We start from the raw sequence: 16,457 nt of genomic DNA, 5'->3' as shown, positions 1-16,457 counted from the left end.
GTTATTTTAAATCCTCCAATAATTTCAATAAATCTTGATTGTTAGGAAAATACTTTAAACCCTCCTCTAAATATTTTCTAGCTTCATTTTTTCTCCCCAATTTTATTAGGGCAACAGAAATATTTCCATAAGCTTGTAAGTATTGTTTATTAATTTCTAGAGCTTTTTTAAACATCTCTATTGCTTCTTCGTATTTTCCTTGGATAAAGAGAACTGCTCCTAGATTATTATAACCCTCAAAGGATTTATTATTAATAGAAATAGCTTTTCTAAATAACTCCTCCGCTAGCTTATAATCCCTATTATTATAGGCTTCAATCCCTTTTGTTAGATAATATTCTAGATCTTTCTCTTCTTTGATAGGTGGAAGCTCAATTTTCTTTCCTAATTTTTTAGAAAGTAAAGAAATATTTTGTCTTGCTAGTTTGTAATTTGGATCTATTTCTAATGCTTTTAGTAGAGCTTTTTCAGCACTCTCATAGTCTTTAAGTTGAATATAGGTTACTCCAAGATTATTCCAAACATCTACATTATTAGTATAAACTCTTGATAAATTCTCATAAATAATTTTAGCATCGTAATATTTTTTATTGTTAAAATATAATGAACCTAAGACCATATTCGCATCAAAATGAAAAGGATCTATTTCTATTATCCTTTTTGCTATATCCTCAACCTTTTTATCATCCTTTATATCTGTGGAATATAATCTTAAAAGATTTTCCATAGGAGGAACAGAATATTTATCAAAGGTTAGAGCCTTAAGTAAATTTTCCTCCGCCTTTTTAATTAATGTTTTATCCTTTTTCCCAAAGTAATGATAACTTTGAGCATAGAAAGCTCCAATTAAATTATAAGTTAGTGATCTATAATAAGCATTTTCTAAAAGTCCTTTTATATGTTCCTCTCCCTTTCTAAAATATTTTACTTTATCTTCCTCTTTTTCTACTCCTCCCACTAACTGTAAATAACCCTTTATTATTGCTTCATGAAAGGCACTTTCTTGAGGTCTTAATTTTATAGCTTCTTCTAATACGGAAACTGCTTTACCAGGATCATTTCTGTTTAAATAATCCAAACCATATCTATAAAAAATCTCAGCCCTAAAAAAATTAAGGGATTTTATTATATAGAATAAGCCAATAAGGAGACAGAGAATGGGTATAGTAATCTTTAATATTTGAGGCATTTTCTTAATATTTATCTCAATTTTATTTTTATCATCAATTAGTCTTATCCAAAGAAAAATAAAGGAAATTATACTCCAAAAATAAAGATAAGTTGCAGTAAGTCCAAAAAGAACTAAACCCTGAACTAAAAAGGCTAAGAATCCAGTAAAAGTTCCAATTATTAAAAATCTATTTTCGTTAGGCAGTTTGGTAAGATATTTTGAAAATGTATAAATAGTTATAAAAACTATTCCCAGAAAAGAAATTAATCCAAACAAACCTTGGGGAAATAATATATCCAAGAATTCATTATGCTCTCTATCAGGATATCCTTTTCCTCTATCGTATCTTGCAAGATCTAAAGATTTATAAGGAGTAAAATTAAAGGAAAAAGTTTCTGGTCCTAAGCCAATAAATAGTCTTTCCGAAAATAACATTTTATCTTTAAATAAATTTATACTATCTCTCCATGTCAAACCTCGAGGATTGGCTTGAGTTAAGCCTAAACCATGCCCTATGGTAATAAATCTTTCTCTTAAATTAAAAGTTCCAAGAGTAGTATTTGGTGGATATAATCTTTTTTCAAGATAACCGAATAAACCTACAGTTCCTATTATTACAATTAGCAATAAAATTGTTAATCTTTTATCAATAAGAATATTTTTTAATTTTTTATCTTTCCATGAGCTAATAATGAAAAATAAGGGAAATGTAAATAAAAATGCTAACCATGATCCTCTTGTATAAGAAGCTAATAAGGTTAAAAATAAAACAATAAATTCAATAAAGAAAAGAATCTTTAAATAAATACTTTTCACTTGAAAGAGAAAACCTAAAACTATGGGAATTACCATCACTAAATAATGTCCTAGAAAATCTGCATGCCCTAGAGTAGAGATAACTCTTGATTCTGTTCTAACCCTTTCAAACCATGGAGATAATCTAAAAAATTGCTGTAAACCTATAATTCCCACTATAAAGGCTATAATCGCAATTCCCCAATAAAAGTATTTAAGCTCTTTTTCAGTATCTATGATATCATGAAGAAGAAAGAAAATTATAAAGAATACAGAATATGTAAAAAATCCTAATTGTCTCATATAGGAACCAAAAAAACTAAGATAGAAGTTTGTGGAAAATAAAGTAGAGATTATCCAAGATAGTAAGAAGATTAGGACAAAGATAGAAATATTCCTAGAAGGAAGAGTAATATTTTTCTCTCTAAAAAGAATCCATATGCCCCAAAAAATTATAGAGAAACCTATTAAAATTCTTAAAAGGGTCACCTTTGGAAGTTCTGAAATATCATGAGCCTTTAAATAATATGTCACAGGAACAAGCATTATAATTAAGAAAAGACAGGAAAAAATTATAAGTCTAAAATAATGATCCTTCTTTATTTCAAATTCTCTCCCTATTTTCCTTTTAGACATAACCAAAGCCTCCAATTTTAATATTCTTTTAAAGGATAACAACCTCTTAAATTCTTGTCAATTTTTACTCAAGATAATAAAATCTAAAATAAAAATCAAAAAGTATTAAAAAGGAGGAGATCGAAAAATGGAGAAAAAAAGAATTGGTGTTTTAACAGGGGGAGGAGACTGCCCTGGCCTAAACCCAGCAATAAGAGGAATAGTTTTAAGAGCCTTGGACTATAATGATGAAGTAATAGGCATAAAGTATGGTTGGGCAGGATTAATTAAAGGAGATACTATGCCATTAACCTTGGAATCCGTAGAAGACATATTAGAAAAGGGAGGTACTATTTTAGGAAGTTCCAGAACAAATCCTTTTAAGAAAGAAGAAGATGTACAAAAATGCATAGAAAACTTTAAAAAATTAGGATTAGATGCACTCATTGCCATTGGTGGAGAAGATACTCTAGGAGTTGCTTCTAAATTTAGTAAACGTGGTCTTCCCATGATTGGTATTCCTAAAACTATTGATAAAGATTTAGAAGAGACTGATTATTGTCTTGGATTTGACACTGCAGTGGAAGTAGTAATGGATGCTATCCAGAGATTAAGAGATACTGCAAAATCTCATGCACGAGTTGTAGTAGCAGAAATTATGGGAAGACATGCAGGTTGGTTAGCTTTATATGGAGGTCTTGCAGGAGGTGCGGATTATATTCTAATTCCTGAAGTAGAACCTAATTTAGAGGAATTATATAATCATATCAAAAAACTCTATGCTCGAGGTCATACGTGGGCAGTTGTTGCTATTGCAGAAGGAGTTCAACTTCCAGGATTTACTTACCAAAAAGGACAAGAAGGAATGGTAGATGCTTTTGGACATGTTCGTCTTGGAGGAGTAGGCCAGGTTCTTGCGGAAGAGATTGAGAAAAATTTAGGAATTGAAACAAGAGCAGTAATTTTAAGTCATTTGCAAAGAGGTGGGTCACCATCTATTCATGACAGAATTTGGGGATTGAGACTTGGAAAGGAAGCAGTAGATCTTGTACATCAAGGAAAGTCAGGATATTTTATTGCAGTTAAAGGCAACGAGTTAGTACCTGTAGATATAACTTTAATAGAAGGAAAAACAAAGAATGTGGATCCAGCATTATATGAAAATTTAAAAACTTTCTTTAATAAATAAATTTATCTCTGAGGAGAGGTTCTTCTCCTCTCCTCTTTTTCTTTGTTTTATAACTTATTATAACTTCTTTTATAATAAAATAACTTATAATAGAAAAAATAACTGCTATAACTATATTTCCTACAATGTAATTTAGTGCAAAATATTTAACCTCTTTTTCTTCCAAAAATCTAAAGTTTATTTTTCCCTCGAGAATTAAATTCCCTAAAAAATAACTAAGAGACCAAAAAAAAGGAGAGGTAAAATAATTCATTATAAAAGTTCCTAATATTGAAGCAGCATAATTTAATTTAAATATTTTTGCTAAAACTAACGCCAAAACTCCACCAATCCCAAAAGTGGGAAAAATTCCTATAAAAACACCTAAAGCAAAACTTTTTGCAATTCTTTCAGGAGAGTCATTTACTCGAATAATCTTTAAATAAAGTAGCTTAAAAAATCTTTTAAGACTTCTTTTTTTCCTCATAAATTTCTCGAACAACTGGATAGAGTTTCTTATAAGTTGAGGGAAGATCTTCTGGTATTACCTTTGTATCTCCTATAACTAACATAAAATTTGAGTCACCCTCCCATCGAGGAACAACGTGAAGGTGCACATGATCTGCGATACCTGCACCTGCAGAATTTCCTATATTCATTCCCAAATTAAATCCATGGGGATTCATTACTCTTTGTAAAGCTTCTATACTAACCTGTGCTAAAAACATCATTTCATCATATTCCTCTTGAGAGAGTTGAGTTAAATTAGCTTTATGAGCATAAGGAATTATCATAAGATGTCCATTATTATATGGATATAAGTTAAGCATAATAAAGCAATATTTACCTCTTAAAAGAATTAAATTTTTCTCATCAGTATTTTCTTTTATATTTTCACAGAATACACATTTATTAGTCTTTGGAGATGTGATATATTTGATTCTCCAAGGACAACAAAGTCTCTTCATTATTTCCTTCTCCTTTCTTTATAATAATCTTGACAGATAAAAAAGATAAATCTATATTTAAGATTAGGTTGCCGAAGTGGCGGAATTGGCAGACGCGCCAGACTCAAAATCTGGTGGATGGGCGACATCCGTGCCGGTTCGACTCCGGCCTTCGGCACCAATTTTTTAAAGAATATTTTCCACTTCATAATATAATTTGGGATCAACTCTTTTTTTATTTTTTACAACCTCCTCTAAACTTACACTAAAAGGCTTATTATTCTGCCATCCTATCATTATTCCGTAGGATTTATTTAATAAACTTCTTACTGCTTGTATTCCCATAAAAGTACCCAAGGTTCTGTCTAAAACCGAGGGAGATCCCCCTCTTTGAATATGGCCTAAAATTACTATTCTCGTTGAAATGCCTAATCTATCTTCTATCTGTTTACCTATAAAGTAAGCACTTCCTACTCCTTCTGCAACTACAATTATATTATGTTTCTTCATCTTTCTTTGTCTTTCCTTCAATTTTTCTATTATATACGGAAAATCTATAGGAACCTCAGGAATAAGAATAACATCTGCACCACTAACTACTCCCGAGGTAAAAGCAATATAACCACATTCTCTTCCCATAACCTCAATAACAAAGGTTCTTTCATGAGCAGCTGCAGTATCTCTTATTTTATTAATAGCATCAATTACATTATTACATGCAGTGTCAAAACCAATTGAATAATCTGTACCCCAAATATCATTATCAATACTTCCTGGGATTCCTACAACAGGAAAGCCCAATTTATATAAAGAAAAGGCTCCTCTTAACGATCCTTCTCCTCCTATTACGATCAAACCTTCAATTCTTTCTTTTTCTAAATTTTCTAGGGCTTTTTTCTGGCCTTCTTCCTTGTAGAAGTCCTCAGATCTTGCTGTTTTAAGAATTGTCCCACCTCTCTGAATAATCTCACTTACATCTTCTCTTTTTAGTTTTATAAATTCTCCCTCTATTAATCCTTGATATCCTCTTTCAATGCCAATTACTTCTAATCCTTGACTTAAACCATATCTTACAATAGATCTTATTGCAGAATTCATTCCAGGAGCATCTCCGCCACTAGTCAATACAGCTATCCTTTTCATTTTTTAATTTCCTCCAAAAACTTTCCATAGTTTCTCAATTTCTCATATCTTTCTCTCAACAAAATCTCTACAGGTTTATTTTTTAAACTTTTATAAATTTTTTTTAGAGCCTTTTTTATGTTTTCGGAGGTTTCAGAAAGATTAGTATGAGCCCCTTCTTCAGGTTCTGGAATTATTTCATCAATAAGTCCCAATTTGAACAAATCTTCTGCTGTTATTTTTAAAGCAGAAGCAGCTTCGGGAGCTTTACTGGAGTCTCTAAATAATATAGATGCACAACCCTCAGGAGAGATAACCGAATAATAAGCATTTTCAAGCATTAATATATAATCTCCAACTCCAACTCCTAAAGCTCCACCACTTCCCCCTTCGCTTAGAACTATTACTATAATAGGAACTTTCAAAAGAGACATCTCTTTTAAATTTACCGCAATAGCCATTGCTTGTCCTCTTTCTTCTGCACCTATTCCTGGATAAGCTCCAGGAGTATCTATGAAACTAAATATAGGTATATTAAACTTTTCTGCAAGTTTCATAATTCTTAAAGCTTTTCTATAACCTTCAGGATGTGGCATTCCAAAATTTCTTTTTATTTTCTCTTGAACATCACGTCCTTTCTCTTGCCCAATAATTGCTACGCTCTCGCCTTCAAAAAAACCAAATCCTGTTATAATTGCTGGATCGTCGCCAAAATATCTATCTCCATGAAATTCTACAAAATCATCAAATAATTCTGGAAGATAAGAAAGAAAGGTTGGTCTTTTAGGATGTCTTGCTAATAAAATCCTTTCCCAAGGAGAAAGATCTCTTCTCATTTCTTCCTCCAAAGAAGTCTTAATAATAAAGCAATTGTAGATTTTAATTTTTTTCTTTCTACAACCATATCAATCATTCCATGTTGCAAAACAAATTCTGACCGCTGAAATCCTGCAGGCAGTTTTTGTTTTATTGTCTGTTCTATAACTCTAGGTCCTGCAAAACCAATTAAAGCTCCTGGCTCTGCAATTATTACATCACCAAGCGATCCAAAACTTGCTAAAACACCAGCAGTAGAGGGATGAGTCAATATACATATATAAAGAATTTTTTCTTTGTCTAATCTTGCTACAGCAGAACTTGTCTTTGCCATTTGGAATAGAGAAATTAAGCCTTCCTGCATTCTTGCTCCTCCTGAGGCAATAACGCTTATTAAGGGTATTCTCATGTTTATTGATCTTTCAATAGCTCGTGTTACTTTTTCTCCTACCACAGATCCCATGCTTCCACCTATAAACCTAAAATCCATAACTATTAAGTTAACTGATATTCCCTCTATAGATGCAAGTCCTGTAACTACTGCTTCTTTCAAACCTGTTTCTAATTGTGCTTCCATTAATCTTTGGGTATAAGGTTTTGTATCATGAAAATTTAATACATCAAAAGAAACAATATGTTCATCAGTTTCTTTAAAGGTTCCTTCATCAGTCAATAAAGCAATTCTTTCTTGGGCTGTAAGTTGAGAATGAAATCCACATTTTATACAAACCTTATAATTCTCAAGCCAATCCTTAGAATAAATAATTTGATTACATTGGGGACACTTTACCCAGAGTCCATCAGGAATATCACTAAAAATAGATTTTTTTGTATCTATAGAATCCTCTTTCTTTTTACTTAACCAATCCATAAACATAATTATTCTCCCCTAAAAAAGTTTTTATAATTTTAACATAAATTTTTAAAAATTTAACCGTACAATGTCATAGGAATGGCTATCTCCTAAAAATTTCTCTAAAGATCTCAAGAATTCATCATTAATTTTTACCCAAAATTCGAAAGAAGTTAAAACTTTTTCTCCTTTTAATTGTATAAAGACAGGGTTTAATCCCTTCTTTTTCTTTAAAAACTCTTTCAAATCGAAAATAAATTTATAATCTATCGAAGAGTTTAATTTTATAACAAGAGCTTCTCCCTCTAAATCCTCAATATCATCGACAATTATTTTAATTCTTTCTTCCTCTTCTTTAGAATTTTCTAGTTTTCCAGCAATTATAACTTTTTTACCTTCTATTAAAAGATTCTTGTGAATATTATAAACCGAAGAAAAAATTGTTAAATCTACTTCTCCAGTAAGATCTTCTAAAGTAGCAAAAAGCATTTTTTGATTTTTTCTATCAAGAGTTTCTCTTAAGTTTTTTAATATTCCAGAAATTACAACATATCTTCCACTTTCCATTTCAAATAAATCTTCAATATTTATATCAAAGAGCTTATTTGAGAATTTCTGCAGTTCTAAGAGAGGATCATAAGATACATAAAATCCTAGAACTTCCTTTTCCATAGAAAGAAGTTCTTCCAAGCTAAATTCTGGAAAATTTTCAAAAGAAATCTCAGGAGATTCAGGAGAAAACTCCCATAAAGATGCTTGAATAATCTCTTTTTTCTTTGAATTCTGGGATAAATCTAAAATTTTTTCTATATTAGTAAGAAATGTTCTACGAGTATATTTAAAGTTATCAAAAGCACCTGCCTTTATTAAACTCTCTAAAGCTCTTTTATTTATAACTCTTGTATTTAATCTCTGAGCAAAATCTAAAATTGATTTAAACTTTCCATTTTTTTCTCTTTCTTCCACTATAGCCTTTGCTACATTATCACCTACATTTTTTATTCCTGATAAACCAAACCTTATTCCTTCAGAGGTTACAGTAAATCCTACCATACTTTCATTTATATCTGGAGGAAGTATTTTTATACCCATTCTTTTGGCCTCAGCTAAGTACTTTGCAAGTTTATCATTATTACCCATTACACTAGTCATTAATGAAGCCATGTATTCTCTTGGATAATATGCTTTAAGATATGCGGTCTGAAAAGATATCAGAGCATAAGCAGCACTGTGAGATTTATTAAAACCATATTCTGCAAATCTTGCCATATCTTCGAATATTTCTTTTGCTATTTCTTCAGAAATTCCTCTTTCTTTTGCACCATTTATAAATATTTCTCTTTGTTGTTCCATAACTTCTGGCATCTTTTTTCCCATTGCTCTTCTTAATAAGTCTGCTTGTCCCAAAGAAAAGCCTGCTAGTCTATGAGCAATTTCCATAACTTGTTCCTGATATATTATTACCCCATAAGTTTCAGATAAAATGGGTTCCAAGGCAGGATGAAGATATTTTATTTCTTCTTCTCCCTTTTTTCTCTTTATATAACTTTCTAACCTTCCTAAAGGACCAGGACGATATAATGCTAACACTGCAATTAAATCCTCAAATTTTTCAGGCTTTACTTCTTTTAATAAATTTCTCATTCCTTTACTTTCTAATTGAAAGACTCCTATAGTTTCTCCCTCTTGAAGTAATTCGTAAACTTTTTTATCATCTAAAGATATGTTATTTAAATCTAATTCAATTCCATATCGGTTTTTAATATCTTTTAATGTATCATTTATAACTGTTAATGTTCTCAACCCTAAAAAGTCCATTTTTAAGAGTCCTAGTTCTTCTAAATTTGTCATAGGAAATTGGGTTACAATTTCGTTTCCTCCATCCATAGTTTGTAATGGCACATATTCTGTTATTGGCTCTTTAGAAATTACAATACCTGCAGCATGTATTGAAGCATGTCGAGCATATCCTTCTAGTTTCTTTGCGATAGATATTATTTTCTCATATGTAGGATTGTGTTTAATAAGATTTTGAAGCTCAGAAGATGAAGAAATTGCAGATTCTATAGAAGTATTTGGAGGTATCATTTTTGCTAATCTATCTACTTCAGCATAAGGTACATCCAAAACTCTTCCCACATCTCTTATTGCTGCTCGTGCTGCCATAGTTCCAAAGGTAATGATTTGAGCTACATGATCCTTTCCATATTTTTCCCTCACATAATTTATTACTTCTTCTCTTCTCTCAAAGCAAAAATCTATATCAATATCAGGCATAGTAATCCTTTCTGGATTTAAAAATCTTTCAAATATTAATCCCCATCTTGTCGGTTCTAAATTTGTTATACCTAAGACATATGCAACAAGAGACCCTGCAGCTGAACCTCTACCAGGACCCACAGGTATTCCCTTACTCTTTGCGTAATTAACAAAATCTGAAACGATTAGAAAATATCCAGCAAAACCCATTTGTTTAATAACAGATATTTCATAATTTAACCTTTCTTTTATTTCAGGCGTTATATTTTTTATTCTCTTCTCTGCATTTTCCCAGCATAGTTTTTCAAAATAGGATTCTAGCGTTTCTCCTTCTGGAACCTCAAAAGTTGGAAGAATTATATTGTTAAGATTGATCTCTAAGTTACATTTTTCAGCAATTTTGTAGGTATTCTCTAAGGAAGATGGAATATTAGCAAAACTTTTTTCCATTTCTTCTTGAGATTTTAAATAAAACTCGTCAGTTTCAAATCTTAATCTATTTTTATCCTTCAACTTCGAACCTGTCTGAATACAAAGAAGAATATCATGAAGTTCAGAATCTTCTTTATTGAGATAATGAACATCATTTGTTGCAACAAGAGGCACGTCTAATTCTTTAGATAGAGAAATTAATATATTATTAACAATTTTTTGTTCTGGAAGTCCATTATCTTGTATTTCTAGATAGAAATCATTTCCAAAAATATCTAGATATTCAAATATGGCATTTCTTGCTTTATCTATATTTCCTTGAAGAATATATGTTGGAATTTCTCCTGCAAGACAACTTGAAAGGGCTATTAATCCTTTACTATAACTTCTAAGAAGTTCTTTATCAATTCGGGGTTTATAATAGAAGCCTTCTAGATAGGATAATGTAAGTAATTTTATTAGATTTTTATATCCCTCTTTATCTTTCACTAAAAGAATTAAATGAAATAATGGATCTTTCTGTCCTTTTTTTTCAAAACGAGAGTTAGGAGTTAAATATACCTCACATCCAATAATAGGCTTTATTCCACTTTCTTTTGCAGTTTTATAAAAATCAATAACCCCATACATCACTCCATGATCTGTTATAGCTACAGCAGACATCCCTAGTTCTTTAACTTTTTGAATTAAATCTGGGATTCTACATGCACCATCAAGAAGACTATATTCTGTGTGTACATGTAGATGAACAAAATTCATATCTTAAATTTGAGTAGGATCAATACCAATAAGAATAAAAAAGCTTTCTAAAGCTCTCTTCTTACCTCGAGAGATAGCATCCTCACTAGTTTCTAAATTTTTATATTCTTTTATAGCAATTTTTAAAGTCTCATCTAGACCAATTTCTTCAATTAATTTATATAATTCCTTGTATTTTTCGTATCTTGCCTGAGCATTTTTTTCCCAAAAATCTTTATTGGGTAAAGCACTACTCGCTAAAATATCCTGCTTTGCCAACTTTGCAAAACCATCCAGCCCTTTTAAAATTTGTTCTTTTTCCATCTTTCCTCTCCTTTTTATTAATTTACCAAAAAGATAATTGCTCTTTAATTTCCTCTTTTTCTTTTATTTCTGAAATAATTTTTTTCAGTTCTAAAAAATCTTTCTTTATCTCCTCTAAAATTTTACCATGATAAAGAGCAGCTGCAGGATGATAAGTTAAAAATATAATTCTCTTCTCAATTTCATAGAATTTACCATGATAGGAAGACATATTAATGGGAAATTTTAATAAAACATAAGCAGAATATCTTCCAAGAGTACAAATAATTTTAGGATTTATAATCTTGATCTGTTCTTCTAACCATGGATAACATGCTTGAATTTCATCAGAATTTGGGTCTCTGTTATTAGGTGGTCTACATTTTAGAACATTTGCAATATAGACATCTTCTCTTTTTAACTGAAGGGATTCAATTAATTCGGTAAGAAGTTTCCCTGCAGCTCCTACAAATGGTCTTCCTTGCTGATCCTCATGATATCCTGGAGCCTCTCCAATAAACATAATCTTAGATTGAGGATTTCCTTCCCCAAAAACAATGTTTGTTCTTTTATTCCATAAACTACATTTTTTACACTTTCTTACTTCTTCTTCCAAGACTTTAAGATCCATTATTCTTTCCATCCGTATTTTCCGATTAAAGGAACAAAAACTACACCTCCTAAGTTTTCTACTATTTTTTTATCTTTTCTTTTAATTATTTTATAAAGATTTTGATATTCTCTACTTCCTATGGGGATTACTATTATACCATTTTCCTTCAATTGTTCCCATAAAGGAAAAGGAATTTCAGGAGCAGAAGCAGTAACGATAATTCTATCATAAGGAGCAAATTCTTCCCATCCTTCAGTTCCATCACCAAGTTTGAAATTAATATTTCCATATCCTAAAAACTCTAAGATTTTTTTTGCCTTTTCCAATAGAGATTCTATTCTTTCAATAGTAAAAACTTCTTTAGATAATTCCGCTAAAATTGCAGTTTGATATCCAGATCCAGTTCCAATCTCCAACACTTTCTCCTTTCCTGAGAGCTCTAAAGCTTGAGTCATTAATGCAACAATGAAAGGCTGAGATATTGTTTGAAACTCTCCTATAGGCAGAGCTTGATTTTCATAGGCTACCTCTTCTAATTCTTTAGGAATAAATAAATGTCTTGGAATTTTACCTAAGACTCTAAGTACAGATTGTGAAGTTATACCTTCTTCTCTTAAAATATCTATTAATTCTTGTCTTTTTTTCTTATGCTCCCAATTATCAAAAAGTTCTTTTTCCAAATTAATCCCTAAGATATTTTGGAAGATAGAATAAGGATAAATGAGTTATTCCATCATAAAATCTTAAAGGCTCTTTTATTCTTTTATTTATTAAATCATCAATCTCTTTTTTATCTTTAAAAGGATCAATTTTATCTTTGCCAGCAATCAAAAATCCCCAACTACTATCAAAGGAAGGAATATAGGCTTGATATGAATAAACATTTTCACCAAATACTTTTTTTAGGTTTTCTTTAATCCAAAAATGTTTATATTGCTGACCCCATTGAGTGGTCTCTCCTTGAGTTACCATGATCCCATAAGGATTAAGTTTTTCCCAAACCATTTTGTAAAATTCAGGAGTATATAGTCTATATGCTGGAGTATTTGGATAAGGTTCTGGAAGATCTAATACAATAACATCAAAAGAATTACTTGTATTTTTCAAATAATTCCATCCATCATCATAAATTAATTTCACCCTTGGATTTTTAAAAGCCCCTTGATGCCACTCTTCTAGGTATTGTTCTGCAAAATTTATAACTTCAGGATCTATTTCAACAGCAGTAATATTAACTTCTGGATATTTAAGAAGCTCCCTTAAAGTTGCACCTTCTCCAACCCCTACAACGAGTATATCACGAGGATCGGGATGTAATATTAAAGGTGGATGAATTAAAGATTCATGATAGATATATTCGTCTGCTTCTGTAGATTGAATTTTTCCATCAATTATCAAACATTTTCCAAGAGTCTTATTTCTTATAATTTGAATCTTCTGCCAGGGAGTTTTAATATCCACTAAAACTTCTAATATTTCATAACAATGAAACTGATCTTCTGAGATTTGGTCGACATACCATTTATAGTCCATAAGCCCTCACCTTTAAAATATATAAAAATCTTCAAACAATCCTTGATAGTCTTTCCATTGTACATCTATTTTTTCTACTACTGCCCCAAAAGGACCTTCTGATAGTTTATCTAAAAATAACTTTAAATTCTCTTCTTCTCCCTCACCTTCCACTTCTACTCTTCCATCAGGCAAATTTTTTACTTTTCCATTAATACCTAATCTCTTTGCCCATTTATAGGCAAAATATCTATATCCTACTCCTTGAACTATACCGTAAACATAAACATGAATATATTTCTGCATTTTCAGATTCTGGTCGGGGCGACTGGATTTGAACCAGCGACCTCCTACTCCCGAAGCAGGCGCGCTAGCCCCTGCGCTACGCCCCGAAAAATCAAATGGTCGGGGCGACTGGACTCGAACCAGCGACCTTCCGCACCCCAAACGGACGCGCTAACCCCTGCGCTACGCCCCGACAATCTTGTAATATTATATCATAAAACCTCTATGCAGAAAAATGTAGGGAAATAGCCTCTAAAGCTAAGATATAACTATAAATTCCAAAACCTGAAATTTGTCCCAAAGATACGTCCGCAATAACTGAATGACGTCGAAATTCTTCTCTTTTGTAAATATTACTTATATGAACTTCTATAACAGGTTTTCCAAAATCTAATAAAGCATCCCTCAATGAATAACTATAATGAGTTAAAGCTCCAGGATTTATTATTATAGCATCTGCCCATTCCCTGTATTCTTGAATCCAGTCTATAAGTTGTCCTTCAAAATTAGACTGTTTTATTTCTACTTCAATATTTTTTTCTCTTGCCTTTTCTAATATTAAATTATTAAGACTTTGGAAATCAATATTTCCATATATTCTTGGTTCTCTTATACCTAACAAATTCAAATTAGGACCATTTAAGACTAATACTTTTATCATTTTTTAATCTCTCAATAACTTCATGAGTAATTTCATCTATATTTTTATTATCTACACTCAAAATAATATCTGCACATTCTTCATATAAAGGAAGTCTTGACTTCCAAATATTTAATAATTCTTCTCTACTCTTTTTTAAAAGAGGTCTCTTTCTGGATTCTTCTTCTTTTTCTAAATTTCTCATAAGATTTTCAAAACTACCTTTTAAATATATAACTTTACTTCTTTCTTTTAATATTTTTCTATTTTCCTCTTTAAGAACTATCCCCCCTCCTGTAGAGAGGACTACTTCGGGAAAGAGAGAAAAAATCTCTTTCAAGGCAATTGTTTCTAAACTTCTAAAATATTCTTCTCCCTTTTCTTCAAATATCTTATAAATAGAAGTTTCTAGTTTTTTTTCAATATATTCATCTAAATCTAAAAAGGGAATTTTCAAAAAAAAAGAAACTTTCCTTCCTACATTTGTCTTTCCACTACCCATAAAACCAATGAAGGAAAGAGAAGTTTTCATCTGCTAAATATATACATTCCCCAAACTATAAAAATACTAAGTAGGAAAAATATTGATATAATTATAGCCACAATCTTTATAACTTTTTCCTGTTTTTTCTTATTCATTTTTCACTCCTAAGATTCTGAATTATAATTTTCCTTTGTATCATAACAATCATTAAAGTGGGGACAACGGCTACAACAACCTATCTTGTGGCTTAAACATTCTTTATAATAGGGACAATCTTCACAGCAATGCATTAAAACCTCCTAAAATAAATTTTTATTCTTCTACTGCATAAAGAGGATTTGCATCATAAGCAACATTTTTTTCTTCCTCCAAAGCTTTTCTTATATGCTTTGGAAGAGAAAACATCATCTTATGAGTTTCACCATCATAAAATCTTAGATCCTCAATTTTTCTTTCTTTCAATCTTTCATTAATTTCATTTTCTGAAATTTCCTTAGGATTTATTTTATCACTACTAAAGATAAAACTCCAGATGAAGTCATAAACAGGAACATAAGCTTGATAAGAAAAAACCTTAGTAAAGACTTTTCTAAGAGTAGAATGAATCACTGAATGAAAATTAAATTTCAAATGATGAGATGTTCCTGCTTGTATTATAAATATACCTTCAGGATTTAAATGAACTTTTACAATATTAAAGAACTCATAGGTAAAAAGTTTCACTGCAGGACTTCCTTTCATTGGTTCTGAAAGATCGCTAATAACCACATCAAATTTTTCATCTGTCTTTTCTAAATACTCCCTTGCATCTTTAAACAATAAGCTTACTCTTCTATCCTCAAAAGCTCCCTTATGCCATTGAGGCAAAAATTCTTGAGATATTTTTACAACTTTTTCATCAATATCTACCATAATAACTTCATTAACCTCTTTATACTTTAAAACTTCTCTTAATGTTGCACCTTCTCCTCCACCTAAAACTAAAACTCTCTGGGGAGATGGATGTAATATTAAAGCAGGATGAACTAAAGCTTCATGATATATAAATTCATCTTTTTCACTAGACTGAATTCTACCATCTAAAACAAGACATCTTCCATAAAAGGGACTTTCAACAATCTCTACCCTTTGAAAAGGAGTCTCTGTCGCAAAAATGAACTTATCTATACCATGCCAGTGAATTTCACTGGGATGATTTTTCTCAATTAACCAATATGAATTCATCTTTTACCCACCTATTTTTAGTTTTAAAAGCCAGTCAACCTACCTTTTCTTTATCATATTTATATGAAAATTCATTCGCATCTAATGGTAAGATCCCTCTTTTCGCCTCAAAAGTTATTACTTGTTCTGCTTGTAATTCCTTGTTCAAATATTCAAAAGCCTTCCAAGGATCTACATGATCCCCACAAGTAAAAAGATCCGCTGCTACAAAACCATATTCTGGCCATGTATGTATCGCAAGATGAGATTCAGAAATCACTACAACACCACTTATTCCATAAGGATTAAACTGGTGAAAAACTACCTCTACAACCTCTGCTCCTGCCAAAATGGCAGCTTTTGTCATTATCTCTTTTATTTTTGTTAAGTCATTCAATAAATCCTTCCTGCAATTATACATCTCTGCAAGGATATGTCTCCCCAGAGATTTTCCAGTTATTTTCACTTTGGTCTCGCCCCCTTTCAAAAATTTTTACGGAG

Annotated in this window: 17 protein-coding genes and 3 tRNA genes; 2 read left to right on the top strand and 18 right to left on the bottom strand. The window is 31.1% G+C overall.

Annotated features, from left to right (window positions below; all coding sequences use genetic code 11):
* Nucleotide 1: 1 nt before the first annotated feature.
* Nucleotides 2-2,602, bottom strand: coding sequence for a tetratricopeptide repeat protein (locus NZ841_05775; GenBank protein ID MCS7202264.1), 2,601 nt, complete (start codon nt 2,600-2,602; stop codon nt 2-4).
* Nucleotides 2,603-2,729: 127 nt separating this feature from the next.
* On the opposite strand from NZ841_05775, the gene NZ841_05770 reads away from it, so the two are divergent.
* Nucleotides 2,730-3,770, top strand: coding sequence for a 6-phosphofructokinase (locus NZ841_05770; protein ID MCS7202263.1), 1,041 nt, complete (start codon nt 2,730-2,732; stop codon nt 3,768-3,770).
* Here the strand turns inward: NZ841_05770 and NZ841_05765 are convergent.
* Entirely contained in the window at nt 3,760-4,236 is a 477-nt protein-coding gene (locus NZ841_05765; GenBank protein ID MCS7202262.1) for a DUF2062 domain-containing protein, read from the bottom strand. The genes NZ841_05770 and NZ841_05765 overlap by 11 nt on opposite strands.
* Nucleotides 4,214-4,717 carry an HIT domain-containing protein gene (locus NZ841_05760; GenBank protein ID MCS7202261.1) on the bottom strand — a complete coding sequence of 168 codons (504 nt, stop codon included), beginning with the start codon at nt 4,715-4,717 and terminating at the stop codon, nt 4,214-4,216. Before NZ841_05760 ends, NZ841_05765 begins: the two co-directional genes overlap by 23 nt.
* 70 nt (nt 4,718-4,787) lie before the next feature.
* Between NZ841_05760 and NZ841_05755 the strand changes: the two genes are divergently transcribed.
* Nucleotides 4,788-4,877, top strand: a tRNA-Leu gene (locus NZ841_05755).
* A gap of 5 nt (nt 4,878-4,882) precedes the next feature.
* On the opposite strand, the gene pfkA is transcribed toward NZ841_05755, so the two are convergent.
* The 15 genes from pfkA to speD form a co-directional block, all read right to left on the bottom strand.
* Nucleotides 4,883-5,839, bottom strand: a complete 957-nt coding sequence (gene pfkA / locus NZ841_05750; GenBank protein ID MCS7202260.1) for a 6-phosphofructokinase — start codon at nt 5,837-5,839, stop codon at nt 4,883-4,885.
* Entirely contained in the window at nt 5,836-6,654 is an 819-nt protein-coding gene (locus NZ841_05745; GenBank protein MCS7202259.1) for an acetyl-CoA carboxylase carboxyltransferase subunit alpha, read from the bottom strand. Before NZ841_05745 ends, pfkA begins: the two co-directional genes overlap by 4 nt.
* Nucleotides 6,651-7,511, bottom strand: coding sequence for an acetyl-CoA carboxylase, carboxyltransferase subunit beta (accD, locus tag NZ841_05740; protein ID MCS7202258.1), 861 nt, complete (start codon nt 7,509-7,511; stop codon nt 6,651-6,653). The genes NZ841_05745 and accD overlap by 4 nt, the downstream gene beginning before the upstream one ends.
* A 45-nt stretch (nt 7,512-7,556) precedes the next feature.
* Nucleotides 7,557-10,937 (bottom strand): DNA polymerase III subunit alpha, encoded by a 3,381-nt coding sequence (locus tag NZ841_05735; protein ID MCS7202257.1) that lies wholly within the window; start codon nt 10,935-10,937, stop codon nt 7,557-7,559.
* A gap of 3 nt (nt 10,938-10,940) precedes the next feature.
* Nucleotides 10,941-11,240, bottom strand: coding sequence for a hypothetical protein (locus tag NZ841_05730; GenBank protein MCS7202256.1), 300 nt, complete (start codon nt 11,238-11,240; stop codon nt 10,941-10,943).
* Between the two features lie 22 nt (nt 11,241-11,262).
* The gene (locus tag NZ841_05725) at nt 11,263-11,862 is read right to left on the bottom strand and encodes a uracil-DNA glycosylase (protein ID MCS7202255.1); all 600 of its coding nucleotides are present in this window, start codon (nt 11,860-11,862) and stop codon (nt 11,263-11,265) included.
* Nucleotides 11,850-12,512, bottom strand: a complete 663-nt coding sequence (locus tag NZ841_05720) for a protein-L-isoaspartate(D-aspartate) O-methyltransferase (protein MCS7202254.1) — start codon at nt 12,510-12,512, stop codon at nt 11,850-11,852. The genes NZ841_05725 and NZ841_05720 overlap by 13 nt, the downstream gene beginning before the upstream one ends.
* A 1-nt stretch (nt 12,513) precedes the next feature.
* Nucleotides 12,514-13,365, bottom strand: coding sequence for a methyltransferase domain-containing protein (locus tag NZ841_05715; protein ID MCS7202253.1), 852 nt, complete (start codon nt 13,363-13,365; stop codon nt 12,514-12,516).
* A gap of 12 nt (nt 13,366-13,377) precedes the next feature.
* On the bottom strand, nt 13,378-13,650 hold the full coding sequence (locus NZ841_05710; protein ID MCS7202252.1) for an acylphosphatase: 273 nt from the start codon (nt 13,648-13,650) through the stop codon (nt 13,378-13,380).
* Nucleotides 13,651-13,660: 10 nt separating this feature from the next.
* Nucleotides 13,661-13,736 (bottom strand) — tRNA-Pro (locus tag NZ841_05705).
* 10 nt (nt 13,737-13,746) lie between these two features.
* Nucleotides 13,747-13,822 (bottom strand) — tRNA-Pro (locus NZ841_05700).
* A gap of 30 nt (nt 13,823-13,852) precedes the next feature.
* Entirely contained in the window at nt 13,853-14,290 is a 438-nt protein-coding gene (gene aroQ / locus NZ841_05695) for a type II 3-dehydroquinate dehydratase (protein ID MCS7202251.1), read from the bottom strand.
* The gene (locus tag NZ841_05690) at nt 14,259-14,801 is read right to left on the bottom strand and encodes a shikimate kinase (protein ID MCS7202250.1); all 543 of its coding nucleotides are present in this window, start codon (nt 14,799-14,801) and stop codon (nt 14,259-14,261) included. Before NZ841_05690 ends, aroQ begins: the two co-directional genes overlap by 32 nt.
* A gap of 264 nt (nt 14,802-15,065) precedes the next feature.
* Nucleotides 15,066-15,977 (bottom strand): polyamine aminopropyltransferase, encoded by a 912-nt coding sequence (gene speE / locus NZ841_05685; GenBank protein ID MCS7202249.1) that lies wholly within the window; start codon nt 15,975-15,977, stop codon nt 15,066-15,068.
* A 34-nt stretch (nt 15,978-16,011) separates the two neighbouring features.
* Complete coding sequence (speD, locus tag NZ841_05680; GenBank protein MCS7202248.1) at nt 16,012-16,422, bottom strand: adenosylmethionine decarboxylase; 411 nt, start codon at nt 16,420-16,422, stop codon at nt 16,012-16,014.
* Between the last annotated feature and the right edge of the window lie 35 nt (nt 16,423-16,457).

Origin of the sequence: Dictyoglomus sp. (assembly GCA_025060475.1) — a bacterium.
GTDB lineage: Bacteria > Dictyoglomota > Dictyoglomia > Dictyoglomales > Dictyoglomaceae > NZ13-RE01.
Note: the sequence above shows the minus strand (reverse complement) of the source record. Positions and strands in the feature narration are given on the sequence as shown.